The organism is Piscibacillus halophilus, assembly GCF_900110685.1.
Taxonomy (GTDB): Bacteria; Bacillota; Bacilli; order Bacillales; family Alkalibacillaceae; genus Piscibacillus; species Piscibacillus halophilus.
In genome coordinates this window covers 1-22,336 of record NZ_FOES01000018.1, presented here as the reverse complement: position 1 = coordinate 22,336, position 22,336 = coordinate 1, and the positions used below count along the sequence as shown (strand labels likewise).

38 protein-coding genes, 1 pseudogene and 1 riboswitch are annotated in these 22,336 nt (G+C 39.5%); of the genes and pseudogenes, 1 reads left to right on the top strand and 38 read right to left on the bottom strand.

Annotation, left to right across the window (positions count from 1 at the left end; all coding sequences use genetic code 11):
• Positions 1-12 precede the first annotated feature (12 nt).
• From purB to rpsJ, 38 genes are all read right to left on the bottom strand, one after another.
• Positions 13-1,308: an adenylosuccinate lyase gene (gene purB, locus BMY57_RS09325; RefSeq protein WP_091773752.1), complete on the bottom strand. Its 1,296-nt coding sequence runs from the start codon at positions 1,306-1,308 to the stop codon at positions 13-15.
• Positions 1,309-1,311: 3 nt separating this feature from the next.
• Entirely contained in the window at positions 1,312-2,436 is a 1,125-nt protein-coding gene (purK, locus tag BMY57_RS09320; protein WP_091773751.1) for a 5-(carboxyamino)imidazole ribonucleotide synthase, read from the bottom strand.
• Positions 2,430-2,924: a 5-(carboxyamino)imidazole ribonucleotide mutase gene (gene purE, locus BMY57_RS09315; RefSeq protein ID WP_091773750.1), complete on the bottom strand. Its 495-nt coding sequence runs from the start codon at positions 2,922-2,924 to the stop codon at positions 2,430-2,432. The genes purK and purE overlap by 7 nt, the downstream gene beginning before the upstream one ends.
• Before the next feature lie 88 nt (positions 2,925-3,012).
• Positions 3,013-3,114: riboswitch (purine riboswitch) on the bottom strand.
• Positions 3,115-3,213: 99 nt separating this feature from the next.
• Positions 3,214-3,954: a tRNA pseudouridine(38-40) synthase TruA gene (gene truA, locus BMY57_RS09310; RefSeq protein ID WP_091773749.1), complete on the bottom strand. Its 741-nt coding sequence runs from the start codon at positions 3,952-3,954 to the stop codon at positions 3,214-3,216.
• 12 nt (positions 3,955-3,966) lie between these two features.
• Entirely contained in the window at positions 3,967-4,761 is a 795-nt protein-coding gene (locus BMY57_RS09305; RefSeq protein WP_091773748.1) for an energy-coupling factor transporter transmembrane component T family protein, read from the bottom strand.
• On the bottom strand, positions 4,758-5,618 hold the full coding sequence (locus BMY57_RS09300) for an energy-coupling factor transporter ATPase (RefSeq protein WP_091773747.1): 861 nt from the start codon (positions 5,616-5,618) through the stop codon (positions 4,758-4,760). The genes BMY57_RS09305 and BMY57_RS09300 overlap by 4 nt, the downstream gene beginning before the upstream one ends.
• Positions 5,594-6,421, bottom strand: a complete 828-nt coding sequence (locus tag BMY57_RS09295; protein ID WP_091773746.1) for an energy-coupling factor transporter ATPase — start codon at positions 6,419-6,421, stop codon at positions 5,594-5,596. Before BMY57_RS09295 ends, BMY57_RS09300 begins: the two co-directional genes overlap by 25 nt.
• A gap of 267 nt (positions 6,422-6,688) precedes the next feature.
• Positions 6,689-7,051, bottom strand: coding sequence for a 50S ribosomal protein L17 (rplQ, locus tag BMY57_RS09290; protein ID WP_091773745.1), 363 nt, complete (start codon positions 7,049-7,051; stop codon positions 6,689-6,691).
• 44 nt (positions 7,052-7,095) lie between these two features.
• Complete coding sequence (locus BMY57_RS09285) at positions 7,096-8,040, bottom strand: DNA-directed RNA polymerase subunit alpha (RefSeq protein ID WP_091773744.1); 945 nt, start codon at positions 8,038-8,040, stop codon at positions 7,096-7,098.
• Positions 8,041-8,216: 176 nt separating this feature from the next.
• Positions 8,217-8,618, bottom strand: a complete 402-nt coding sequence (gene rpsK / locus BMY57_RS09280) for a 30S ribosomal protein S11 (protein ID WP_091773743.1) — start codon at positions 8,616-8,618, stop codon at positions 8,217-8,219.
• 24 nt (positions 8,619-8,642) lie between these two features.
• Complete coding sequence (gene rpsM / locus BMY57_RS09275; protein ID WP_091773742.1) at positions 8,643-9,008, bottom strand: 30S ribosomal protein S13; 366 nt, start codon at positions 9,006-9,008, stop codon at positions 8,643-8,645.
• Between the two features lie 23 nt (positions 9,009-9,031).
• Positions 9,032-9,145 (bottom strand): 50S ribosomal protein L36, encoded by a 114-nt coding sequence (gene rpmJ, locus BMY57_RS09270; protein WP_039312872.1) that lies wholly within the window; start codon positions 9,143-9,145, stop codon positions 9,032-9,034.
• Between the two features lie 28 nt (positions 9,146-9,173).
• Positions 9,174-9,392, bottom strand: coding sequence for a translation initiation factor IF-1 (gene infA / locus BMY57_RS09265; protein WP_017185218.1), 219 nt, complete (start codon positions 9,390-9,392; stop codon positions 9,174-9,176).
• On the bottom strand, positions 9,379-9,708 hold the full coding sequence (locus tag BMY57_RS09260; RefSeq protein WP_091773741.1) for a KOW domain-containing RNA-binding protein: 330 nt from the start codon (positions 9,706-9,708) through the stop codon (positions 9,379-9,381). The genes infA and BMY57_RS09260 overlap by 14 nt, the downstream gene beginning before the upstream one ends.
• Before the next feature lie 16 nt (positions 9,709-9,724).
• Entirely contained in the window at positions 9,725-10,471 is a 747-nt protein-coding gene (map, locus tag BMY57_RS09255) for a type I methionyl aminopeptidase (RefSeq protein WP_091773740.1), read from the bottom strand.
• A complete protein-coding gene (locus BMY57_RS09250; protein ID WP_091773739.1) occupies positions 10,471-11,121 on the bottom strand; it encodes an adenylate kinase in 651 nt (216 codons plus the stop codon). Before BMY57_RS09250 ends, map begins: the two co-directional genes overlap by 1 nt.
• A gap of 39 nt (positions 11,122-11,160) precedes the next feature.
• Positions 11,161-12,453: a preprotein translocase subunit SecY gene (gene secY / locus BMY57_RS09245; RefSeq protein WP_091773738.1), complete on the bottom strand. Its 1,293-nt coding sequence runs from the start codon at positions 12,451-12,453 to the stop codon at positions 11,161-11,163.
• Positions 12,453-12,884: a 50S ribosomal protein L15 gene (gene rplO, locus BMY57_RS09240; RefSeq protein WP_091773737.1), complete on the bottom strand. Its 432-nt coding sequence runs from the start codon at positions 12,882-12,884 to the stop codon at positions 12,453-12,455. Before rplO ends, secY begins: the two co-directional genes overlap by 1 nt.
• A 31-nt stretch (positions 12,885-12,915) precedes the next feature.
• Positions 12,916-13,098: a 50S ribosomal protein L30 gene (rpmD, locus tag BMY57_RS09235; protein WP_091773736.1), complete on the bottom strand. Its 183-nt coding sequence runs from the start codon at positions 13,096-13,098 to the stop codon at positions 12,916-12,918.
• A 13-nt stretch (positions 13,099-13,111) separates the two neighbouring features.
• The gene (gene rpsE, locus BMY57_RS09230) at positions 13,112-13,615 is read right to left on the bottom strand and encodes a 30S ribosomal protein S5 (RefSeq protein ID WP_091773735.1); all 504 of its coding nucleotides are present in this window, start codon (positions 13,613-13,615) and stop codon (positions 13,112-13,114) included.
• Between the two features lie 24 nt (positions 13,616-13,639).
• Positions 13,640-14,002, bottom strand: a complete 363-nt coding sequence (rplR, locus tag BMY57_RS09225; RefSeq protein WP_091773734.1) for a 50S ribosomal protein L18 — start codon at positions 14,000-14,002, stop codon at positions 13,640-13,642.
• Positions 14,003-14,034: 32 nt separating this feature from the next.
• The gene (rplF, locus tag BMY57_RS09220; RefSeq protein ID WP_091773733.1) at positions 14,035-14,571 is read right to left on the bottom strand and encodes a 50S ribosomal protein L6; all 537 of its coding nucleotides are present in this window, start codon (positions 14,569-14,571) and stop codon (positions 14,035-14,037) included.
• A 26-nt stretch (positions 14,572-14,597) separates the two neighbouring features.
• Positions 14,598-14,993, bottom strand: coding sequence for a 30S ribosomal protein S8 (gene rpsH / locus BMY57_RS09215; protein ID WP_091773732.1), 396 nt, complete (start codon positions 14,991-14,993; stop codon positions 14,598-14,600).
• Between the two features lie 31 nt (positions 14,994-15,024).
• Positions 15,025-15,210, bottom strand: a complete 186-nt coding sequence (locus BMY57_RS09210; RefSeq protein WP_091773731.1) for a type Z 30S ribosomal protein S14 — start codon at positions 15,208-15,210, stop codon at positions 15,025-15,027.
• Between the two features lie 25 nt (positions 15,211-15,235).
• Positions 15,236-15,775: a 50S ribosomal protein L5 gene (gene rplE / locus BMY57_RS09205; protein ID WP_091773730.1), complete on the bottom strand. Its 540-nt coding sequence runs from the start codon at positions 15,773-15,775 to the stop codon at positions 15,236-15,238.
• A 26-nt stretch (positions 15,776-15,801) separates the two neighbouring features.
• Positions 15,802-16,113, bottom strand: coding sequence for a 50S ribosomal protein L24 (gene rplX / locus BMY57_RS09200; RefSeq protein WP_091773729.1), 312 nt, complete (start codon positions 16,111-16,113; stop codon positions 15,802-15,804).
• Between the two features lie 88 nt (positions 16,114-16,201).
• Complete coding sequence (rplN, locus tag BMY57_RS09195) at positions 16,202-16,570, bottom strand: 50S ribosomal protein L14 (RefSeq protein ID WP_091773728.1); 369 nt, start codon at positions 16,568-16,570, stop codon at positions 16,202-16,204.
• Between the two features lie 38 nt (positions 16,571-16,608).
• Positions 16,609-16,872, bottom strand: coding sequence for a 30S ribosomal protein S17 (rpsQ, locus tag BMY57_RS09190; protein WP_091773727.1), 264 nt, complete (start codon positions 16,870-16,872; stop codon positions 16,609-16,611).
• A 20-nt stretch (positions 16,873-16,892) separates the two neighbouring features.
• Positions 16,893-17,096: a 50S ribosomal protein L29 gene (rpmC, locus tag BMY57_RS09185; RefSeq protein ID WP_091773726.1), complete on the bottom strand. Its 204-nt coding sequence runs from the start codon at positions 17,094-17,096 to the stop codon at positions 16,893-16,895.
• The gene (gene rplP, locus BMY57_RS09180; protein WP_091773725.1) at positions 17,086-17,520 is read right to left on the bottom strand and encodes a 50S ribosomal protein L16; all 435 of its coding nucleotides are present in this window, start codon (positions 17,518-17,520) and stop codon (positions 17,086-17,088) included. Before rplP ends, rpmC begins: the two co-directional genes overlap by 11 nt.
• Before the next feature lie 18 nt (positions 17,521-17,538).
• Positions 17,539-18,183 carry a 30S ribosomal protein S3 gene (gene rpsC / locus BMY57_RS09175; protein WP_091773724.1) on the bottom strand — a complete coding sequence of 215 codons (645 nt, stop codon included), beginning with the start codon at positions 18,181-18,183 and terminating at the stop codon, positions 17,539-17,541.
• Between the two features lie 3 nt (positions 18,184-18,186).
• Complete coding sequence (rplV, locus tag BMY57_RS09170; RefSeq protein WP_091773723.1) at positions 18,187-18,531, bottom strand: 50S ribosomal protein L22; 345 nt, start codon at positions 18,529-18,531, stop codon at positions 18,187-18,189.
• Between the two features lie 19 nt (positions 18,532-18,550).
• Positions 18,551-18,829 (bottom strand): 30S ribosomal protein S19, encoded by a 279-nt coding sequence (gene rpsS, locus BMY57_RS09165; RefSeq protein WP_091773722.1) that lies wholly within the window; start codon positions 18,827-18,829, stop codon positions 18,551-18,553.
• Between the two features lie 57 nt (positions 18,830-18,886).
• A complete protein-coding gene (rplB, locus tag BMY57_RS09160; protein WP_091773721.1) occupies positions 18,887-19,720 on the bottom strand; it encodes a 50S ribosomal protein L2 in 834 nt (277 codons plus the stop codon).
• A gap of 40 nt (positions 19,721-19,760) precedes the next feature.
• Positions 19,761-20,051, bottom strand: a complete 291-nt coding sequence (gene rplW, locus BMY57_RS09155; protein ID WP_091773720.1) for a 50S ribosomal protein L23 — start codon at positions 20,049-20,051, stop codon at positions 19,761-19,763.
• A complete protein-coding gene (gene rplD / locus BMY57_RS09150) occupies positions 20,051-20,674 on the bottom strand; it encodes a 50S ribosomal protein L4 (RefSeq protein ID WP_091773719.1) in 624 nt (207 codons plus the stop codon). The genes rplW and rplD overlap by 1 nt, the downstream gene beginning before the upstream one ends.
• Before the next feature lie 25 nt (positions 20,675-20,699).
• Entirely contained in the window at positions 20,700-21,329 is a 630-nt protein-coding gene (rplC, locus tag BMY57_RS09145; RefSeq protein WP_091773718.1) for a 50S ribosomal protein L3, read from the bottom strand.
• A gap of 25 nt (positions 21,330-21,354) precedes the next feature.
• Positions 21,355-21,663 carry a 30S ribosomal protein S10 gene (rpsJ, locus tag BMY57_RS09140; protein ID WP_054753888.1) on the bottom strand — a complete coding sequence of 103 codons (309 nt, stop codon included), beginning with the start codon at positions 21,661-21,663 and terminating at the stop codon, positions 21,355-21,357.
• A 512-nt stretch (positions 21,664-22,175) separates the two neighbouring features.
• On the opposite strand from rpsJ, the pseudogene BMY57_RS15880 reads away from it, so the two are divergent.
• Positions 22,176-22,336: pseudogene (locus tag BMY57_RS15880) on the top strand (IS5/IS1182 family transposase); the annotation flags it as partial.

Genomic DNA, 22,336 nt, shown 5'->3' with positions numbered 1-22,336 from the left:
AAGTAAGCCCCCTTAGTTTAATCCGACGCGTTCAAAAATCACATCGACATTTTTCAAGTGATACGTTGGGTCAAAACAATCATCCAATTCTGCTTCTGTTAATTCCTCTGTGATCTCAGAGTGATTCCTGACTAATTCCGGGAACGATGTTTGCTCTTCCCACGCTTGCATGGCAAGTGGTTGAACTAAATCATATGCTTTCTCACGTGATAACCCTTTATCAATTAACGATAGTAATACGCGCTGGGAGAAAATTAACCCAAATGTACGGTCCATATTTCGCTTCATATTCTCTTCATAAACCGTTAACTTTTCAACAATGTTTCCAAATCGATTTAACATATAATTTAATGCGATTGTTGCATCTGGTAAGATGACACGTTCTGCAGATGAATGCGAAATATCACGCTCGTGCCATAGTGGAACATTTTCATAAGCCGTCATCATGTAACCACGGATGACGCGAGCCATTCCAGCCATGTTTTCTGAACCAATTGGGTTTCGTTTATGAGGCATCGCCGAAGATCCTTTTTGACCTTTTGCAAAAAACTCCTCTACTTCACGCGTTTCACTCTTTTGTAATCCGCGAATTTCAACAGCCATCTTCTCGATTGATGTAGCAATTAATGCTAATGTTGATAAATAGTGAGCATGGCGGTCACGTTGCAACGTTTGAGTAGAAATCGGTGCTGGTTTAAGGCCGAGATTTTCACACACATACTTCTCAACGAATGGATCGATATTCGCATATGTTCCAACGGCACCTGACATTTTCCCGTATCCGATGGTGTCTGCCGCCGCATCAAAGCGCTCTAAATTTCGTTTCATTTCTTCATACCATAGAGCTAGCTTCAAACCGAATGTTGTTGGCTCAGCATGAACCCCATGCGTACGCCCCATCATAACTGTGTATTTATGTTCTTGTGCCTTCTCTTTCAAAATATCGATAAAACGTACAAGGTCTTTTCTAATAATGTCGTTTGCTTGCTTAATTAAATAACCTAGAGCTGTATCGACCACATCTGTTGAGGTCAGTCCGTAGTGAACCCATTTCTTCTCTTCCCCTAACGTTTCAGATACAGCTCTCGTGAAAGCCACTACATCATGACGTGTTTCAGCTTCAATTTCTTTAATACGATTCATATCAAATGAAGCGTTAGCTCTTAGGGCTTTAACATCTTCTTTTGGAATCACGCCAAGTTCACCCCATGCTTCACATGCTAATATTTCAACTTCTAACCAAGCCTTAAATTTATTTTCTTCCGTCCATATTTGGCCCATTTCTTCTCTTGTGTAACGTTCAATCATGTCTTATTGCCTCCAAATTTCTAAATCTCTTATTTGTTGTAAAATTCCTTTTGTATGTTCTCCAATGAAGTTCACGTGCCCCATTTTACGCTTAGGTTTAGCGTCTGCTTTTCCGTATAAATGTAGTTTAGCATTTGATACCTTAGGGATCCGTTCTAACACCATTGGAAGGTGCTCACCTAACACATTCATCATAACGACCGGTTGATTTAATTTAGGATCACCAAGCGCCATGCCAGTAATGGCTCTTATATGTTGTTCAAACTGAGATGTTGCGCAAGCATCCAATGTGTAATGCCCTGAATTATGGGGTCTCGGAGCGACTTCATTGATGTAAATTTCACCATCATGTGTTAAAAACATCTCTACCCCTAATGTCCCTATCATATCCATAGACTCAGCAAGCTTTTCAGCAGCTTGCTTTGCTTTCTCAGCTAGATCTGGAACGATTCTTGCTGGGACAATTGACTGAAGAAGGATATGTTCCACATGAATGTTTTCTGAAACCGGAAAAGATTTAACTTCTCCCGTTACACTGCGAATAACCATCACGGATATTTCTTTTTCAAACTTTAAAAATTGCTCCAAGATACATGGTCCTTTATCTAATAAATGAACCGCGTCCGTAATGTCTTCATCATGCTTTAGTATGTGCTGACCTTTGCCATCATAACCTCCACGTCTTGTTTTCAATACGCAAGGAAAGCCTAGTTTCGAAACGGCTTTTTTTAATTCATCTTTGCTGCTAATGAGCTCGTACGGTACCACTTTAGCGCCACTTTTAGTGATGGCTTCTTTTTCAAAAGCTCGGTCTTGCGAAATTTTAATCAGTTCGCTCCCCTGAGGAACATAACCATTTTCAACGAGATATTCGCATACACCCAAATCAATACTCTCAAACTCATAAGTGATGACGTCTGATTCGTCTAGTAATGTTTGTGCTGCTTGATTATCATCGTATGGTGCTGTTATTTCAATATCTGCTAGTTGTCCGGTTGGTGAATGCGGTGTTGGATCCATAACCGCTACTTTGTAACCCATTTGTTTTGCTGCGATGGCCATCATTCGACCTAATTGACCGCCACCTATAATTCCAATTGTCTGACCTGGCTCGATTCGTTTCACCATGTTTGCAGCTCCTCGTTGGATTGTTCGACTTTTTCTCTTAGATTCTCTCTTCTTTTATGTAATCGTTCGGATAACTTTTCATCAAATACAGCTAAGTGTTGTGCTGCTAATAACCCAGCATTGGTCGCTCCTGCTTTACCAATCGCGACGGTCGCCACTGGAACGCCACCCGGCATTTGAACGATCGATAGCAATGAATCTAATCCGTTCAGTGACTTGGATTGGACTGGAACTCCGATCACAGGTATGAGTGTCTTTGAAGCCACCATTCCTGGTAAGTGAGCAGCTCCTCCTGCACCAGCAATAATGACTTTTATACCACGCTCTTTTGCAGTTTCAGCATATTGAAACATCTTCTCAGGTGTACGATGAGCTGAAACGACTTCTTTTTCATAAGGAATTTCTAATTCCTCTAATATTTCACAAGTGTATTTCATAGGATCCCAATCAGATGTACTTCCCATAATGACTCCAACTTGAGCTTGCATCCCCATCCTCCTTCAACGAAAATAAAATAGACTGCCTCCCCTAATTATGAGGAAAGCAGTCTGGACATACGTCACCCTATACTAATTGCGTACAGATTACTTCCCTCATAGTCCAGTCGTTTACGGCAACCGGGTAGAGACTTTTGGGCCATATTCCCAATATTATATGAGGGTTCATTATTTAACTGTTCGTAATTACACAACCATTATAACATCCTTATTTGCATATTCAACCACAATTTATAAAAATCCGTAAAATAAATTCGTTTTTTTGATTAATGTTCGGATTTTACTTATATTGAACTTGTTTCAAGTATAGTCCATGTCCTGGTGCCGTTATTCCTAACACTCGTCGATTGAGAGTTTCATAAGCTTCTGGAATACAAGAAACTTCTTTTTTCCCTAGTCCGATTTCAATTAAGGTCCCGACGATAATACGAACCATATGGGTTAAGAACCCATCCCCTGTAATATCAAAATAAATCCGATCATGTTCTTTAAATACATCAAATCGATAGATCGTTCTAGTTTTATCACCTTTAACATTCGTTTTTGAGGCTGCAAAAGCTGTAAAATCATGCCTGCCTAAAATGTGCGGAACCGCTTCATGTATACGTTCCATTGATACTTGCTGAGGAACATGCCATTCGAAATGTCTTCTAAATAAATCATGTTCTTTTCGATTTAATACGATATATCGATACGTCTTTTGCGTCGCATTTTTCCTCGCGTGAAAATTGGATTCTACTTTATGTGCCGACTTCACTTTAATATCATTTGGCAATAAAGTCGTCAGGGCGTGTTTCCATGTCGCTTCGTCTAAACTTAAAGTCGTATCAAAATGAATGACTTGATCCAATGCATGAACTCCTGAGTCTGTACGCCCGGATGAATAGATCCGAACGTGCTGATGATGCATTTTCTCAAGTGCTTTTTCAATCTCTAGTTGTACTGTTCGTTTCTCTAATTGTACTTGATAACCTACAAAATGCGTTCCATCATACTCGATTCTGAGCATTATCCGTTCCATATGACATACCCCTTAAAATTCTATTAGATAAAATAGAATGATTGTAATGATCAAAAACATAAAGACAAGATAATCTTTCGTTTGATACGTTAATTCCCGAAATTTACTTCTACCTTCTCCACCTTGATAACCACGAGCTTCCATTGCAATGGCTAAATCCTCAGCTCGTCTAAATGCATTAATGAATAAAGGGATCAGTAAAGGCAAGATAGCTTTCATACGGTCTTTTAGTTTACCTGTCCGAAAATCTAATCCACGTGATGCCTGTGCTTTTGATATTTTATCCATCTCCTGCATTAACGTCGGGATAAACCTTAATGAGATTGACATCATTAACGCTAACTCATGAACTGGGAGCTTTAGCTTTTTAAATGGCTTCAACAATGATTCAACCGCATCGGTAATCGCAATTGGCGGTGTTGTTAACGTTAAAATGGTCGTCATTAAGATTAGTAAAAAGAATCTCATGGATATTTCCACTGCTTGAATTAAAGCTCCCTCATGAATAGGCCAACCTATAACCGTGAATAAAACATCCCCTTCTCTTGTGAGGATCAAATGAAGAATAAACGTGATCCCGATAATCCACCAAACCGGCTTTAATCCTTTGGTGATGTATTTTATAGGAATAAGTGACAATGCTGTACTTAAACACGCAAAACATGCTAAAACAGCATATCCTAGAAAACTATGAGCTGTAAATATTATGATGACATATAAAAATACCACCATCATTTTAGTTCTTGGGTCTAAGCGGTGAATCAAGGATTCTTTTGGAATATACTGCCCTACAATAAAAGAACTCACTGACCTCCACCCGCTTTCGCCCAATTAGAAAGTTGAACAGCTATGTCTTCTATCGAATGACGATCATAAGAGATATTAAGACCTGTTAGCCTTTTAACTTCATTTATTAATTTAATCGCTTCAGGAAGCCCTAGACCTATTGTTTCCAAGTAGTCTCCGTTTGAAAATAAGTTTGTCGGATTACCTTCTAACATTAAACGACCTTGTTCAAAAACTAACATATGATTCGCATAATTTAATGCGTGTTCCATATCGTGAGTTATCATCATGATGGTCATGTCTTTTTCTCTATGCAATCGTTGAAACAACTTCATTATTTGCTGCTCACCCGTAGGATCTAACCCTGCAGTTGGTTCATCTAAAATTAACACTTTAGGTTCTAAAACTAGGACACTCGCAATGGCTACTCGACGCTTTTGACCACCACTTATTTCAAATGGTGATTTCTCTAAAATTGACGGTTCTAGCCCAACATGTTCAATGACTTGATGAAGCTGTTCATCCGAAACCGTCACCCCAAAGTTACGAGGCCCAAACAATATATCCTCTTTAACCGTTTCTTCGAAAAGTTGGTGCTCAGGATATTGAAATACGATTCCTACATTTTTTCTTAAATCCCTTACAGAATGATTCTTATTGCTAGTTAGGCTGAAATCACCAACCTTTACCTTGCCTTCAGTTGGGCGTAACAGTCCATTGATTAGTTGCACTAAGGTTGATTTACCTGAACCTGTATGACCGGCTATACAAACAAAAGAACCACTTTGAATGGTAAAGGATACTTCTCTTAATGCTTGATGTTCTAATGGCGTATTGGGCTGATATGTATAACTTACGTTGTCGAACGATATATCCATAATTGCTTCACCAATTCCTCTATGTTTAAAGGTTCTTCTTTAAAAGTTATTCCTCGTTTTTTTAGTGCATTAGTTAGTTTAACGACAAATGGCGGCAAAAGACCTACCTCTTCTATTCGGAGATCTTTTTGTAGTAACTCTACAGGCTTCCCATCAAACCATACACTCCCTTCTTTCAAAACAATGACACGGTCAGCCATTAATACCTCTTTCATATCATGAGTTATGGAAATCATCGTTAATTGCTGTTCTTTATGGAGTCGGTTCATCGTATTGACTAACTCTTCACCGCCTTTAGAATCTAACATTGTCGTTGCTTCATCTAACACCATTATGTTCGGCAGCATAGCTAATACACTTGCAATGGCAAGTCTTTGCTTTTGACCTCCTGACAAATTAAATGGTTCACGGTACTTATAACGAGATAATCCAACTAGTTCTAAACTTTCGTCTACTCTATATTGCATGTCTTTACGTGATAGTCCCATGTTTTCAAGACCAAACACAACATCATCGATCACGGTCGTGCCTACAAACTGGTTTTCAGGATTTTGAAACACCATTCCTACATTTCTTCTAATATCCCACAAGTTTTCATCAGTTAGCTCAACACCACCCACCATAACTTCACCTTCTGATGGCCTTAACAACCCATTGATTAACTTAGCTAATGTAGATTTCCCAGATCCATTATGACCTATTAGGGACACCCATTCACCTTGATTTATGGTTAAATCTATATTTTTAAGAACCCAGTCTGATTGATTGGGATACTGATAGGAAACTTGACTAAACTGAATCATGATTTGTGTCTCCTTTTATATTTCCGAGGAAATAGAATTATTAATTATTTTATCATAATTTGTCTGAATTGTTATACCTGTGTCGAATGAAAGTTGACAATTAAAACCGATAAAAATCACCTATTCCCCAACACATATTTTACAACCTAAAAAAACTGCCCCATAGAGTCATTATTCATGACTTATAGGACAGCTTCTCCATAAAAAAGGGAACAGTTTCCAACGATTGGAATCTGAACCCCCTTCCTTTTTGAATGAGTCATTCAATTAGTCAACTAATTCAATAATCACCGTTTTTGCTCCATCACCTTTACGTTCACCCACTTTTAAGATGCGAGTGTATCCGCCTTGGCGTTCTTCAAAACGTGGAGCAATATCAGAGAATAATTTTTGAAGTGCATCTTGACCTTCTTCGTTCGCTTCAACTTTTCTTAAGTAAGAAGCAGCTTGACGACGAGAATGAAGATCACCGCGTTTACCTAACGTGATTAGTTTCTCTACAACCGGACGTAAGTTTTTAGCTTTTGCTTCAGTTGTTTCGATCCGTTCATGAACAATTAAGTCCGTTGTAAGATTACGTAGTAACGCTTTACGCTGTTCCGATGTACGGCCTAACTTTGTCTTTGGCATTCCCAAAACCTCCTTTGTAGGAAAATTCTATCGATGTAAGATGATTAGTCGTCCTTACGAAGCCCTAAGTTCAAATCGTTCAACTTATTCTTAACTTCGTCTAGTGATTTACGACCTAAGTTACGAACTTTCATCATGTCTTCTTCTGATTTTTGTGTTAGTTCATGCACGGTATTAATACCTGCACGTTTTAGACAGTTGTAAGAACGGACTGAAAGATCTAATTCTTCAATTGTCATTTCTAACACTTTTTCTTTCTGGTCTTCTTCTTTTTCAACCATAATCTCCGCTTGTTGCGCTTCATCCGTTAGACTAACGAATACATTTAAATGTTCCGTGAAGATTTTAGCACCCAATGAGATGGCTTCTTCAGGGCGAATGCTTCCGTCTGTCCACACATCTAAAGTCAACTTATCAAAATTTGTAACTTGACCAATACGTGTGTTTTCAACTTGATAAGTTACACGTTTTACTGGTGTGAAGATTGAATCTATAGGGATTACACCTATTGGCTGATCATCTTGTTTGTTTGCTTCAGCTGGACGGTAACCGCGCCCTCTTTCAGCAAAGATTTTCATATTTAATTTACCGTTACCTGAGATTGTGGCAATCTTCAGGTCAGGATTTAAGATCTCAACATCACTATCGTGCTGAATATCTCTTGCAAAAACTTCTCCTTCTCCTTGAGCGTTAACTTCAAGCGTTTTTTGCTCATCTGAGTAAATCTTAAGTGCTAGTTGTTTCAAGTTTAGAACAATCGTTGTGACGTCCTCAACGACATAGTCTAACGTTGAAAACTCATGTAAAGCACCTTCAATTTGTACAGACGTAACTGCTGCTCCAGGAAGTGAGGATAATAAGATACGACGTATGGAGTTACCTACTGTAGTACCATAACCGCGTTCTAACGGTTCGATCACAAACTTTCCGAACGTAGTATCTTCATTAATTTCAACTGTTTCCACTTTCGGTTTTTCAATTTCAATCATTCACAAAACCCTCCTTCAAAACGTCGAAACATCGACGATACTAGCCGTATCCCCGAAAATTCCTCAAGGCAGGAACCCATGCAGGACATGGGATAGAAATCCTGCGTTATAACCGTGTAAACCTTATTTTCCTATCATATCCCATTATAGACAGGGTTACAAATTATATACCTATATTAAACACGACGACGTTTTGGTGGGCGGCAACCATTGTGTGGTACAGGTGTTACATCAATAATTGAAGTAATTTCTAGACCTGCAGCTTGTAATGAACGAATGGCTGCTTCACGACCAGCTCCAGGACCTTTAACAGCCACTTCAATTGTTTGCATGCCGCTTTCTTGTGCTGATTTCGCCGCAACTTCTGCTGCCATCTGCGCAGCGAAAGGTGTTGATTTACGTGATCCTTTGAAACCAAGTGAACCAGCGCTGCTCCATGCAACAGCATTTCCGTTAGTGTCTGTAATGGTCACTATTGTGTTGTTAAATGTAGAACGGATGTGTGCCACACCGGATTCTATATTCTTTTTCACACGACGCTTTCTACGTGTTGTCGTTTGTTTACCTTTACGAGCCATGATTTAGCTTACCTCCTTTAATGCTTATTTTTTCTTGTTCGCTACTGTACGGCGTGGGCCTTTACGTGTACGAGAGTTGTTTTTCGTTTTCTGTCCACGTGTAGGTAAGCCACGACGGTGACGAATGCCTCTGTAACTACCGATTTCAATTAGACGTTTAATGTTTAGAGAAGTTTCACGACGAAGGTCACCTTCAACTGTGTAATCCTCTACTGCTTTACGGATACTTGCTAATTCATCTTCAGTTAGATCACGAACTCGTGTATCTTCTGAGACACCCGCATTTTTTAAGATCTCTTGTGCTGTTGATTTTCCAATTCCGTAGATATACGTTAACGAAATAACGATGCGTTTATCACGAGGAATATCAATACCTGCAATACGTGCCATGTGTGCACTGCACCTCCTTTAGATTATCCTTGTTTCTGCTTGTGTTTAGGATTCTCGCAAATTACCATTACACGGCCTTTACGACGAATTACTTTACATTTTTCACAAATCGGTTTTACTGAAGGTCTTACTTTCATTGTTCTTACCTCCTTTTAGATCGGAGTTTTATTTATAACGATACGTGATACGACCTCTTGATAAATCATATGGTGACATCTCGACGGTTACTTTGTCACCAGGCAGAATACGGATGAAGTGCATACGTATTTTACCAGACACATGAGCTAAGATCTCATGGCCATTTTCTAACTCTACTTTGAACATAGCGTTCGGTAAAGTCTCAAGGACCGTACCTTCCATTTCAATTACATCATCTTTCGCCATAGAGAGAATCTCCCTTCTTCCAATCTGTTAACTCTTCGTTAACAAACTTTGATATTGCGAAGCGAAGTTTACCGTTGGTTACACGACCAGTTTCTAACATAGACCTCTCCACTTCAGGAGAGATGTAATCTAATAAATCAACATGATGAATGTTTTTGCGTTTTGGTCGATCAAATTTACGTTTATCACCGTCAGCTAACAAAACGAACGTTTCATCCAGCACGTCGATAATGATCGCATATTGATCGGCCTCACGACCACGATTGATTCTCACTAATTGACCAATTCTGGGAGATCCAGATTCACCATCGACCAATCATCATCACCTTCACTTAAGCTTTTGTTAAGATTTCATATCCATCATCTGTTACAACAACGGTATGCTCATAGTGTGCACAATTGCTACCGTCTTCTGTCACAACAGTCCAATTGTCACTTAATGTCCGAACATAACGCTCCCCTATATTAACCATAGGCTCAATAGCTAAAACCATCCCTTTTTTCAATCTCGGACCTTTATTAGGAGGGCCAAAGTTTGAAATATGAGGGTCCTCATGAAGGTCTTGCCCTATTCCGTGTCCACCATATTCTCTTACAATTGTAAATCCATATGGTTCTACATACTTTTGTATAGCATGAGAAATATCAGACAAACGGTTTCCTGGTTTAACTTGTTTCAATCCTTCAAACAGCGAAGCCTCTGTCACTTCTAGTAGTTGTTGGGTCTTTTCATCGATATCACCAACTGCATACGTCCAAGCTGAATCACCATGATATCCTTGGTAATTCGCACCGATATCGATGCTAATGATATCTCCATCTTTTAATGCGCGATTACTTGGAATTCCATGTACAAGCTCTTCATTAACTGATACACAAACACTTCCACTAAAACCGTTGTAACCTTTAAATGATGGCGTAGCATCATGACTACGAATGAACTTTTCTGCAATATCATCTAGTTCTTTCGTTGTCACACCAGGACGAATGTGCTTTTGCAATTCCTGGTGTGTTAAAGCAACGATTTTACCTGCCTGTCGCATTAATTCAATTTCCCGTGGAGTTTTGTTAATAATCATTAAGCAAGGCCTCCGATTTTATCATCGATTTGTTGGAAAACAACATCGATATCTTGATCACCATTAACTTCTACTAGATACCCTTTATCATCATAGAAGTCTAATAAAGGTTTCATTTGTTCAGAGTTTACGTTTAGACGGTTTTTCACTGTTTCAGGCTGATCATCTTCGCGTTGTATTAGTTTTGCCCCATCATGGTCACAGATACCCTCTTCTTTTGGTGGATTAAATTCAACATGATAAGTCGCGCCACATTCTGGGCAGATACGACGTCCTGTTAAACGTTCCACTAATTTCTCTTCAGGTACATTCACATGAAGGACATAGTTTAATTTTGTATTTAAATCCTCTAACAATGATTCGAGAGCTTCTGCTTGTGCGACTGTACGAGGGAATCCATCGAGTAAGAATCCTTTTTCGCAGTCAGGCTTACTTAGTCGTTCTTTTACAATTCCAATTGTAACCTCATCAGGCACAAGAGCTCCATCATCCATATAGGACTTTGCTTTTTTTCCTAGTTCTGTTCCTTCTTTAATCGCAGAACGGAACATATCTCCTGTTGAGATATGAGGGATTTCATATTTTTCTACGATTTTTTCTGCTTGGGTTCCTTTACCAGCGCCTGGTAACCCCATTAAAATCAGATTCATAATTTCCCCTCGCTCTCATATGACTCGTCAATTGAAGTCTTACTTAATAAAACCTCTGTAATGGCGTTTTACTAATTGACTTTCAAGCTGTTTCATTGTATTTAAAGCAACACCAACAACAATTAGTAGACTCGTTCCACCAATTTGTACGGCTGTTGGTAAACTTGCAATACTACCTAAAATAATAGGGAAAATAGAAACAACTGCTAAGAACAATGCACCAACGAAAGTTAAACGGTAGATCACACGAGTTAAATAAGTCTCCGTGTTTTTACCAGGGCGAATTCCAGGTACATATCCACCTTGTTTTTGCAAGTTCTCAGCCATTTGTTCAGGATTAACTTGAACAAATGTGTAGAAATACGTAAATGCAATAATCAGCGCTACGTATAAAGCCATACCGATAGGCTGAGTATAATCAAATACATAGGCAATAGTCGATGCAATTTGATTACCTTCGAAAAAGTTTGCGATAGTCTGAGGTGCGATAATAAATGAAATAGCAAAGATAATTGGAATAACCCCTGCTGCATTTACCTTCAGTGGTAAATGAGTGGATTGACCTCCAACTGGTGAACGATTGACCGTTCTTTTTGCATACTGGATTGGAATCTTACGAATTGCCTGCTGGATGAAAATAACACCCACGATAACAGCAATTACGACCAGTACAATAATACCTAAGATCACTAAGTTTAAGAATAATTGATCTCCAGCCCCAGCAATATAAGTTTCATAAAGCTGGTTTACTCCATTCGGAATTGCTGCTACAATACCTGCGAAAATTAGGATGGAAATTCCGTTTCCAACCCCGTATTCTGTAATCTGCTCACCAAGCCACATTAAGAATGTCGTACCACCAGTTAATACAATTGCAATAACTAGGAACTTAAAGACATTTGGGTCTTGAATTAGAGCACCATTTGTCATGTAGTTAAAACCAATTGACATACCGATTGCTTGGATGAAAGCTAAGACTACCGTTCCGTAACGAGTGATTTGTGCTAACTTACGACGACCTACTTCCCCTTGTTTTCTCCATTCCGTAAATTTAGGTACAACATCCATCTGCAATAACTGCATGATGATGGAAGCTGTAATGTATGGGAAAATACCCATAGCGAAGACGGAATATTGACTTAACGCGCCTCCGCCAAATGTGTCAATGAACCCAAAAGCGTTCATTTCGTTCATGACTTCAATCGCATTACCATCAGTAAATGGCACTGGAATGAATGAACCAATACGGAATACTACAAGAATTGCAAGGGTAAATAGAATTTTTCGTCTAATGTCAGCAACACGGAACATGTTTGCAAAAGTACTAAACATTAGATCACCTCAGTTTGACCGCCCGCCGCTTCAATTGCTTCTTTAGCTGAAGCAGAGAACTTCTGCGCTTTTACTGTCAACTTTTTCTCTAAATTGCCGTTTCCAAGTACTTTAACGCCTGCTTTTACTTTGCTGATTACACCTGTCTCAAGTAGTAATTCAGGAGTCACTTCTGTACCATCTTCGAAACGATTTAAAGTTTCCAGATTAACAATAGTATACTCTTTTCGGTTGATGTTTGTAAATCCACGTTTCGGTAAACGTTGGAATAATGGCATTTGACCACCTTCAAAACCTGGGCGTACACCACCGCCAGAACGCGCTTTCTGACCTTTATGTCCACGACCAGATGTTTTTCCGTTACCAGATGCCATTCCACGTCCTACGCGGTTACGATTTTTACGAGATCCTTTTAGTTCGTGAAGTTTCATGTGAGCACCTCCTCTTAACCATGTTATATAACTATGCTTCTTTTACTGAAACGAGGTGTGACACTTTGTTAATCATGCCTCGAACAGCTGGTGTATCTTCAAGTACCACCGTTTGGCGAATTTTATTTAAGCCTAAAGCTTTTACTGTGTCGCGTTGATCTTGCTTACGACCAATCACGCTACGTGTGAGGGTAATTTCTAATTTATTAGCCATCTGTTATCCCTCCTTATCCTAACAGTTCCTCAACAGACTTACCGCGAAGTTTTGCAACTTCTTCTGCTGTCTTAAGATTAGCTAAACCTGAGATTGTCGCACGAACCATGTTGATTGGTGTGTTTGAACCTAGTGATTTTGAAAGAATGTCACCTACACCTGCTAGTTCTAGTACCGCACGAACTGGTCCACCTGCGATAATTCCCGTACCTTCTGCAGCTGGTTTTAATAGAATGTTTCCAGCGCCAAATTCACCGTTGATTTGGTGTGGAATTGTTGTGCCAACGATTGGTACACGGATTAAGTTTTTCTTACCATCTTCAACTGCTTTACGGATTGCTTCTGGTACCTCTTGTGCTTTACCAGTACCAAAACCAACGTGTCCGTTTCTGTCACCTACAACAACTAAAGCTGTAAAACGGAAACGACGACCACCTTTTACAACCTTAGCAACACGGTTTACTGTAACCACGCGTTCTTCTATATCTAACTTACTTGGATCGATTGCTGTACGCATGAATTTCCCTCCTTTATCAGTCAATTAAAATTCTAATCCTGCTTCACGTGCAGCTTCCGCTAAAGCTTTCACGCGACCATGGTAAAGGTAACCTCCACGATCGAAGATTACTGATTTATATCCTTTATCAACCGCACGCTTAGCGATTAATTCGCCGACTTGTTTTGCAGCTTCTACATTACCAGTAGAGTCACCGTTAAACTCAGAATCTACTGTTGAAGCACTTGCGATTGTTTGAGCGTTTGTATCATCTATTAATTGTGCATAAATGTGTTTGTTTGAGCGATATACGTTTAATCGAGGACGTTCTGCTGTACCAGCTAACGTACGACGCATACGTGAATGGCGCTTTTTACGAACCGCATTTTTGTCTGGTTTCGTAATCATTCAAGTCACTCCTTTCTGTCTCTTAACGGATATTATTTAGCAGTCTTACCTTCCTTATGGCGTACATACTCGCCTTCGTAACGAATACCTTTACCTTTGTAAGGTTCTGGTGGACGAATAGCGCGGATGTTCGCTGCAACTGCTCCTACTTTTTCTTTATCGATACCTTTAACAACAACTTTTGTGTTAGAAGGAGTCTCAATATCAATACCTTCAATTGGTTCAATTTCTACTGGGTGTGAGTAACCAGCGTTAACAACCAATTTCTTACCTTGCATTTGAGCACGGTAACCAACACCTTGAATTTCAAGTGCTTTTTCGAAACCTTTTGTAACACCTTCAACCATGTTACCAATTAAGCTTCTTGTCGTACCGTGTAACGCACGGTGTTCTTTATTATCACTTGGGCGTTCAACTGTTAGTACGTTATCTTCCACTTTAATGTTAATATCTTCGTGGAATGTACGAGTTAATTCCCCTTTAGGACCTTTTACAGTCACTGTATTGCCATCAAATTTAAGTTCAACATCATTTGGAATTTCTAGAGTTTTAAAACCTACACGTGACATACCTTACACCTCCTGACTTTCAAGTATTACCAAACGTAAGCTACAACTTCGCCGCCTACAGCTTGTTGACGAGCTTCTTTATCCGTTAAAACACCTTTAGAAGTGGATACAACAGCGATTCCTAATCCGTTTAGTACTTTAGGAATCTCGTCTGATTTTGCATACACACGACGTCCAGGCTTACTAATACGTTTAATTCCTGTAATGACACGCTCGTTATTTGAACCATATTTAAGGAAAAGACGTAAAACACCTTGTTTGTTGTCTTCAATATATTCGTAATCGCGGATGTAACCTTCGCGCTTTAAAATATCCACGATATCTCTTTTTAGTTTAGAAGCTGGAACTTCTAATTGATCATGACGAACCATGTTCGCATTGCGAATTCTTGTTAGCATATCTGCAATTGGATCTGACATCATTTGTACATTACCTCCTTCCCATTTATCGGGTTTACCAGCTTGCTTTTTTAACGCCTGGAATTTGTCCTTCGTAAGCTAATTCACGGAAACAAATACGGCATAATTTAAATTTGCGAATTACGGAATGCGGACGACCGCAACGTTCACAACGAGTGTATTCACGCACTTTAAATTTTTGTTTGCGTTTTTGCTTTGCGATCATTGATTTTTTAGCCACAAATTTTCCCTCCTTATTCAGTAAGTTACTGCTTGAAAGGCATACCTAAATGACCTAATAATTCACGAGCCTCTTCATCAGTATCTGCAGTTGTTACAATAACAATATCCATACCGCGTACTTTACTTACTTTATCGTAATCAATTTCCGGGAAAATCAATTGTTCTTTAACACCTAAAGTGTAGTTACCGCGACCGTCGAATGCTTTAGATGAAATACCACGGAAGTCACGTACACGAGGTAGTGATACAGCGATTAACTTCTGTAGGAAATCGTACATGCGCTCACCACGAAGTGTCACTTTCGCACCGATAGGCATTCCTTCACGTAGACGGAAACCAGCGATTGATTTTTTAGCTTTTGTAACAGTTGGTTTTTGACCGGAAATTAAAGTTAATTCTTCAACAGCGTTCTCAAGCGCTTTTGCGTTTTGTACAGCGTCACCAACACCCATGTTGATTACGATTTTCTCAACTTTTGGCGCTTGCATTACAGAACTATAGTTAAATTTCTCAACTAAATTTGGAACAATTTCTTCTTTGTACTTTCTCTTTAGTTCGTTCATCTTGTAGACCTCCTTTCACGCAACTACTATTTATCTAAAGGTTCACCTGATTTTTTAGCGATGCGGACTTTCTTGCCGTCACGCACTTCATAACCGACTCGAGTAGGCTCACCTGTTTTAGGATCGATAGGCATAACATTAGAGACATGGATTGGCGCTTCTTGGTTCAAGATTCCACCCTGTGGGTTTTCTTGAGAAGGCTTAGCGTGTTTCTTAACGTAGTTAACACCTTCAACCAAAACGCGTTCTTTCTTTGGAAAAGCTTCTAAAATAGTGCCTTCTTTTCCTTTGTCTTTACCAGTAATAACTTTTACTTTATCGCCTTTCTTTACATGCATGAATCGTGCACCTCCTTGCAAGGCTTTGTTTACTTGGCACTTTATTAAAGTGTCTATATTCGACTTTTGTTAACTTATAAACTCAACATTATAAAACTTCTGGAGCTAGAGAAACGATCTTCATAAACTGTCTTTCGCGTAATTCACGAGCTACAGGGCCGAAGATACGTGTTCCACGCGGGCTTTTGTCATCACGAATGATAACTGCTGCGTTTTCGTCAAAACGGATATATGAACCGTCTTTACGGCGTACACCGCTCTTAGAACGAACGATAACAGCCTTAACTACTTCACCTTTTTTGACAACGCCACCTGGTGTTGCTTGTTTAACCGAGCAAACAATTACATCACCAATGTTAGCTGTCTTACGTCCGGAACCGCCTAAGACTTTAATCGTTGAAACTTCACGAGCACCTGAGTTATCAGCAACTTTTAGACGAGATTCTTGTTGGATCATAGGATTTGTTACCTCCCTTCGGATTCAATACCGAGCGATTATATAATAACTGCTTCTTCAACAATTTCTACTAAACGAAAACGCTTCGTAGCTGATAATGGACGAGTTTCCATAATGCTTACGATATCGCCAGTTTTAGCTTGATTGTTTTCGTCATGTGCTTTGAATTTTTTAGAGTATTTAACACGCTTACCATAAAGCGGGTGGAATTTATAAGTTTCTACTAAAACGGTAATGGTTTTATCCATTTTGTCAGAGATGACGCGTCCAGTATAAACTTTGCGATCTTTACGTTCACTCATTGAGGTAGACCTCCTCTCAATTATCGATTATTAATGCCGACTTCTCTTTCACGAATAACTGTTTTCATACGAGCAATTGATTTTCTAACTTCACGGATACGTACCGTGTTTTCAAGTTGACCAGTTGCTAGTTGAAAGCGTAAGTTAAACAGTTCTTCTTTTAAAGACTTAATTTTTTGTTCGATTTCGGCAGTGGTAAGTTCTCTGATTTCGTTAGCTTTCATTGCTATCACCACCAATTTCTTCGCGTTTTACGAACTTCGTTTTAACTGGAAGTTTGTGAGATGCTAAACGTAATGCTTCACGAGCCACCTCTTCGTTTACTCCAGCGATTTCGAATAAGATTTTCCCTGGTTTTACAACTGCTACCCAACCTTCTGGAGAACCTTTACCGGAACCCATACGTACTTCTAGAGGTTTTGCAGTTTTAGGTTTATCAGGGAAGATTTTAATCCATACTTTACCGCCACGTTTCATGTAACGAGTCATCGCGATACGAGCTGCCTCGATCTGACGGCTTGTAATCCATTCACCTTCAAGAGCTTGAAGACCGAATTCACCATGTGATACTTGCGTTCCACCTTTAGCACGACCTTTAAGGCTGCCACGGTGTTGTCTACGATATTTTACACGTTTAGGCATTAACATACTGCGAATCCCCCTTCCTTATTGGTTATCATTTTTAGTTGGAAGGACCTCTCCACGATAAATCCACACTTTAACACCTAGTTTACCGTACGTTGTATCGGCTTCAGCCGTACCGTAGTCGATATCTGCACGTAGTGTGTGTAGTGGTACAGTTCCTTCGTTATATTGTTCCGCACGAGCAATATCCGCACCGCCTAGACGACCAGATACTTGCGTTTTAATACCTTTTGCACCTGCGCGCATAGCACGTTGAATCGCTTGTTTCTGTACACGACGGAATGAAACACGATTTTCAAGTTGACGCGCAATGTTTTCTGCAACTAATGTTGCGTCTAATTCTGGTTTTTTCACCTCAACGATGTTGATGTGAACACGTTTACCAGTTAAATTACTTAGTTTTGTACGTAGAGCTTCTACTTCAGATCCACCTTTACCAATAACCATTCCTGGTTTTGCTGTGTGGATTGAGATGTTAATACGGTTTGCAGCACGTTCAATTTCAACTGAAGATACTGCAGAATCTTTTAAACGTTCTTCAATATATTCACGAACCTCAATGTCTTCGTGTAATAAGTCAGCATATTCTTTTTCTGCATACCATTTAGATTCCCAGTCACGAATTACGCCAATACGAAGACCTTTCGGGTTAATTTTTTGACCCACTGATTATCCCTCCTTCTTTTCTGATACCACAACTGTAATGTGGCTTGTGCGTTTGTTAATTGCACTTGCACGACCTTGTGCACGTGGGCGGAAACGTTTAAGTGTAACGCCTTCATTTACAAATGCTTCACTGATATATAAATTTTCCGCATCTAGTTCATAATTGTGTTCAGCATTCGCAACGGCTGATTTTAAAACTTTCTCAACGATTGGTGATGCTGCACGGTTAGTGTGTGCTAAGATTGCGAGCGCTTCGCCAACTTCTTTTCCTCGAATTAAATCAATGACTAAACGAGCTTTACGAGGAGCAATACGAACCGTTTTAGCTACTGCTTTAGCTTGTTGCATCATGCTAACCTCCTCTCAATTAGCGTTTTGTTTTCTTATCGTCACCGGAATGACCTTTGAACGTACGTGTTGGAGCAAACTCACCTAGTTTATGTCCAACCATGTCTTCCGTGATATAAACGGGTACATGTTTACGGCCGTCATATACTGCAATAGTGTTTCCAACAAAGTTAGGGAAAATAGTTGAACGACGTGACCATGTTTTAATGACGGACTTTTTATTTTCCTCGTTCATTTTTTCAACTTTTTTCATTAAATGATCATCCACGAAAGGTCCCTTTTTTAAACTACGACCCATGAATAAACCTCCTTCCGTCTTTAAGCCAATCGTCTAATCGATTGTACTTTTTCAGGATTATTTCTTCTTACGACGACGTACAATAAACTTATCTGACTGTTTATTACGCTTACGAGTTTTAAGTCCAAGCGTAGGTTTACCCCATGGTGACATTGGAGATGGAAGACCGATTGGTGCACGACCTTCACCACCACCGTGTGGGTGATCGCTTGGGTTCATAACAGAACCACGAACAGTTGGGCGAATACCTTTCCAACGAGAACGTCCTGCTTTACCTACTCTTACAAGTTCATGTTCAATATTACCGACTTGACCGATTGTCGCACGGCAAGTGCCAAGAATCATACGAGTTTCGCCTGATGCTAGACGTACTAATACGTATTTTTCTTCTTTACCTAAGATTTGAGCTTGTGCTCCTGCAGAGCGTACTAACTGTCCTCCACGACCTGGTTTTAACTCAATGTTATGAACAGTAGTACCTACTGGCATTTTGTTAAGTGGAAGTGCGTTACCTGTTTTGATATCAGCACCTTCACCTGAAATAATTTCTTGACCTACTTTTAGGCCTTTAGGTGCAAGGATGTAACGCTTCTCACCGTCTGCATAGTTGATTAACGCGATGTTAGCTGAACGGTTCGGATCGTATTCGATCGAAGCAACGCGTCCTGGTATACCATCTTTATCACGTTTGAAATCAATGATACGGTATTGACGTTTGTGTCCTCCACCTTGATGACGAACTGTTAATTTCCCTTGGTTATTACGTCCTGCACGCTTCTTAAGTGGTGCAAGTAGGGATTTTTCCGGGGTTTTAGTCGTAATTTCTTCATTAGTTAATATAGACATGTTACGACGCCCGTTACTAGTTGGTCTATACTTTTTGATCGCCATCTGTTTTCCCTCCTTTAATGAATTGTTTTATTTATCCGACTTACACACCTTCAAAGAAATCTAATTCTTTGCTATCAGGTGATAATGTAACAATAGCTTTTTTACGATCTGGGCGGAAACCTTCGTAACGACCCATTCTTCTTTTCTTACCTTTTAGGTTGATCGTGTTTACTTGATCAACTTTGACTCCGAAAATAGTTTCAACAGCGTTTTTAATTTCCGTTTTGTTAGCTTTGTTAGCAACTTCAAACGTATATTTATTTTCAGCCATTAAATCTGCAGAGTGTTCAGTAATAATAGGGCGCTTAATGATATCTCTTGGTTCTGTCATTATGCAAGCACCTCCCCTGCTTTTTCAGCTGCTTCCTTAGTGATAAACAGCTTGTCATACTTTAGTAAATCTAATACATTAACTTGTTCTACTGATAGAACATGCACGCCTTGTAGATTGTTAGCAGAACGTTCGATGTTTTCATCTTTTTCTGCTGTAACAATTAAAGCTTTTTCGTTTACATCAAAACTGCTTAGTAATTGAACAACTTCTTTCGTTTTAGGAGCTTCAATGCTTAAACCTTCTAATACAAAGATCTCTTCGTTTTGTACTTTAGAAGATAAAGCAGAACGAAGCGCTAAACGACGTACTTTCTTAGGTAATTTGTAGCTGTAGCTACGTGGTGTTGGACCGAATACAGTTCCACCACCTACCCATTGTGGAGAACGGATTGACCCTTGACGAGCGCGACCCGTACCTTTTTGGCGCCATGGTTTACGACCACCACCAGATACTTCAGAGCGATTTTTCACTTTGTGAGTACCTTGACGTAGAGATGCTTGTTGCATCACAACAGCGTCTTTTAATACCGTTTCGTTTGGTTCAATACCAAAAACTCCGTCTGTAAGCTCGATATCGCCTACTTGAGAGCCAGTTTGATTGTATAGTGCTACTTTAGGCATGACATATCCTCCCTTCGTTTAATATTTAGTTAGCCTTAACCGCACTTGTAATTTCTACAAATGATTTCTTCGCTCCAGGTACATTACCTTTAACGAGAATCAAGTTGTTTTCAGTATCTACTTTAACAACTTCTAAGTTTTGTATTGTTACTGTTTGACCGCCCATTTGTCCAGGTAGTTTTTTACCTTTAAATACGCGCATAGGATCGATAACACCCATCGCACCTGGAGAACGGTGATAATGCGAACCGTGAGTCATTGGACCACGTTGTTGATTATGACGTTTAATCGCACCTTGGAACCCTTTACCTTTAGAAGTTCCGGTTACGTCGATTTTTTCACCTGCTTCAAATACATCCACACTTAATTCTTGACCTACTTCATATTCGTCAAGATTTACGTTACGGATTTCGCGAATGAAGCGCTTAGGCTTAGTGTCTGCTTTTTCAGCATGGCCTTTAGCCGGTTTGTTCGCATTCGATTCTTTTTGATCCGCAAAACCTACTTGAATAGCTTCATAACCATCGTTTTCAATAGTTTTCTTCTGAAGAACAACGTTGCCTTCTGCTTGAATTACTGTTACAGGCACTAATTCGCCGCTTTCAGAGAATAGTTGAGTCATTCCGATTTTGCGTCCTAAGATTCCTTTCGCCATCCGTTACACCTCCTAAAAAATTGATTTATAGTTTAATTTCAATATCAACGCCGGATGGTAAGTCGAGTCTCATTAATGAGTCAACTGTTTGAGGCGTTGGGCTCAGAATGTCAATCAAACGCTTGTGTGTGCGCATTTCGAATTGTTCACGAGCATCTTTGTACTTGTGAACCGCACGTAAGATTGTGTATACAGAGCGCTCAGTTGGCAATGGGATCGGACCAGACACTTCTGCTCCAGAACGTTTTGCCGTTTCTACGATTTTCTCCGCTGATTGATCAAGCACACGGTGATCATAAGCTTTTAAGCGGATACGAATTTTCTCTTTTGCCATTACTTTCCCTCCTTTTCGTCTATCTTTCCAACAGACATACTCCGTGAAAATTTCCTCCACACTCGCCATGGCAAAGGGGCCGGGTGTGTCAGCAACCTTCCACTTCATCGCCTATAATATGACTGCAACATTAAATATTATACAGAATATACCCGCACTTCGCAAGGAAATTCAGTAAGTTTCTGCGCAATCACCTTTGTTATTATACTAAGGTTTAAGACTGCTTTCAACCGATAGGGTAAAATTCAGAAAAATTGTTATAAAAGCCTAGTCAAATATTATAATATAGAAAGATTAAACCTATAGGTCGCCTTATAATGAATAGGTATTTTAGCAACCTCTTTAACAAAAAGAGGCTGGGACAAAACCCAGTAAAATAAAAAATCGTGGAAGACATCAAAATTGATGTTCTCCACGATTTTTTTATACTCTTTTTTAATTTTAGATAAACAAAAAGGATCCCCTTTGATAGAATTAAAGTAACTACACCATAACCCCAAAGGAGGATCCTTATGTTTAAACATTATAACATGAATCAAGTGGTTTTGCCTTTAGATTTAGAAATAAAATTAGACAAAGATGATATGGCTTTTGTTGTGAATGATTTAGTCGAACAAATTCCGGAAGAAGCTTTCGCAAGCTTTTCACGCGACACCGGCTGCCCTGCTTATCA

Coding starts and splice junctions, on each gene's coding strand:
- purB (WP_091773752.1), bottom strand. CDS start 1,308: ATGATTGAACGTTACACAAGAGAAGAAATGGGCCAAATATGGACGGAA.
- purK (WP_091773751.1), bottom strand. CDS start 2,436: ATGGTGAAACGAATCGAGCCAGGTCAGACAATTGGAATTATAGGTGGC.
- purE (WP_091773750.1), bottom strand. CDS start 2,924: ATGCAAGCTCAAGTTGGAGTCATTATGGGAAGTACATCTGATTGGGAT.
- truA (WP_091773749.1), bottom strand. CDS start 3,954: ATGGAACGGATAATGCTCAGAATCGAGTATGATGGAACGCATTTTGTA.
- BMY57_RS09300 (WP_091773747.1), bottom strand. CDS start 5,618: ATGGATATATCGTTCGACAACGTAAGTTATACATATCAGCCCAATACG.
- BMY57_RS09295 (WP_091773746.1), bottom strand. CDS start 6,421: ATGATTCAGTTTAGTCAAGTTTCCTATCAGTATCCCAATCAATCAGAC.
- rplQ (WP_091773745.1), bottom strand. CDS start 7,051: ATGCCAAAGACAAAGTTAGGCCGTACATCGGAACAGCGTAAAGCGTTA.
- BMY57_RS09285 (WP_091773744.1), bottom strand. CDS start 8,040: ATGATTGAAATTGAAAAACCGAAAGTGGAAACAGTTGAAATTAATGAA.
- rpsK (WP_091773743.1), bottom strand. CDS start 8,618: ATGGCTCGTAAAGGTAAACAAACGACAACACGTAGAAAGCGTCGTGTG.
- rpsM (WP_091773742.1), bottom strand. CDS start 9,008: ATGGCACGTATTGCAGGTATTGATATTCCTCGTGATAAACGCATCGTT.
- rpmJ (WP_039312872.1), bottom strand. CDS start 9,145: ATGAAAGTAAGACCTTCAGTAAAACCGATTTGTGAAAAATGTAAAGTA.
- infA (WP_017185218.1), bottom strand. CDS start 9,392: ATGGCGAAAGATGATGTAATTGAAATGGAAGGTACGGTCCTTGAGACT.
- map (WP_091773740.1), bottom strand. CDS start 10,471: ATGATTATTAACAAAACTCCACGGGAAATTGAATTAATGCGACAGGCA.
- BMY57_RS09250 (WP_091773739.1), bottom strand. CDS start 11,121: ATGAATCTGATTTTAATGGGGTTACCAGGCGCTGGTAAAGGAACCCAA.
- secY (WP_091773738.1), bottom strand. CDS start 12,453: ATGTTTAGTACTTTTGCAAACATGTTCCGTGTTGCTGACATTAGACGA.
- rplO (WP_091773737.1), bottom strand. CDS start 12,884: ATGAAACTTCACGAACTAAAAGGATCTCGTAAAAATCGTAACCGCGTA.
- rpmD (WP_091773736.1), bottom strand. CDS start 13,098: ATGGCTAATAAATTAGAAATTACCCTCACACGTAGCGTGATTGGTCGT.
- rpsE (WP_091773735.1), bottom strand. CDS start 13,615: ATGCGTACAGCAATCGATCCAAGTAAGTTAGATATAGAAGAACGCGTG.
- rplR (WP_091773734.1), bottom strand. CDS start 14,002: ATGATTACGAAACCAGACAAAAATGCGGTTCGTAAAAAGCGCCATTCA.
- rplF (WP_091773733.1), bottom strand. CDS start 14,571: ATGTCACGTGTAGGTTTTAAAACTCTAGAAATTCCAAATGATGTTGAA.
- rpsH (WP_091773732.1), bottom strand. CDS start 14,993: ATGATGTCAGATCCAATTGCAGATATGCTAACAAGAATTCGCAATGCG.
- rplE (WP_091773730.1), bottom strand. CDS start 15,775: ATGAACGAACTAAAGAGAAAGTACAAAGAAGAAATTGTTCCAAATTTA.
- rplX (WP_091773729.1), bottom strand. CDS start 16,113: ATGCATGTAAAGAAAGGCGATAAAGTAAAAGTTATTACTGGTAAAGAC.
- rplN (WP_091773728.1), bottom strand. CDS start 16,570: ATGATCCAACAAGAATCTCGTCTAAAAGTTGCTGATAACTCAGGTGCT.
- rpsQ (WP_091773727.1), bottom strand. CDS start 16,872: ATGAGTGAACGTAAAGATCGCAAAGTTTATACTGGACGCGTCATCTCT.
- rpmC (WP_091773726.1), bottom strand. CDS start 17,096: ATGAAAGCTAACGAAATCAGAGAACTTACCACTGCCGAAATCGAACAA.
- rplP (WP_091773725.1), bottom strand. CDS start 17,520: ATGTTAATGCCTAAACGTGTAAAATATCGTAGACAACACCGTGGCAGC.
- rplV (WP_091773723.1), bottom strand. CDS start 18,531: ATGCAACAAGCTAAAGCAGTAGCTAAAACGGTTCGTATTGCTCCTCGT.
- rpsS (WP_091773722.1), bottom strand. CDS start 18,829: ATGGGTCGTAGTTTAAAAAAGGGACCTTTCGTGGATGATCATTTAATG.
- rplB (WP_091773721.1), bottom strand. CDS start 19,720: ATGGCGATCAAAAAGTATAGACCAACTAGTAACGGGCGTCGTAACATG.
- rplW (WP_091773720.1), bottom strand. CDS start 20,051: ATGACAGAACCAAGAGATATCATTAAGCGCCCTATTATTACTGAACAC.
- rplD (WP_091773719.1), bottom strand. CDS start 20,674: ATGCCTAAAGTAGCACTATACAATCAAACTGGCTCTCAAGTAGGCGAT.
- rplC (WP_091773718.1), bottom strand. CDS start 21,329: ATGGCGAAAGGAATCTTAGGACGCAAAATCGGAATGACTCAACTATTC.
- rpsJ (WP_054753888.1), bottom strand. CDS start 21,663: ATGGCAAAAGAGAAAATTCGTATCCGCTTAAAAGCTTATGATCACCGT.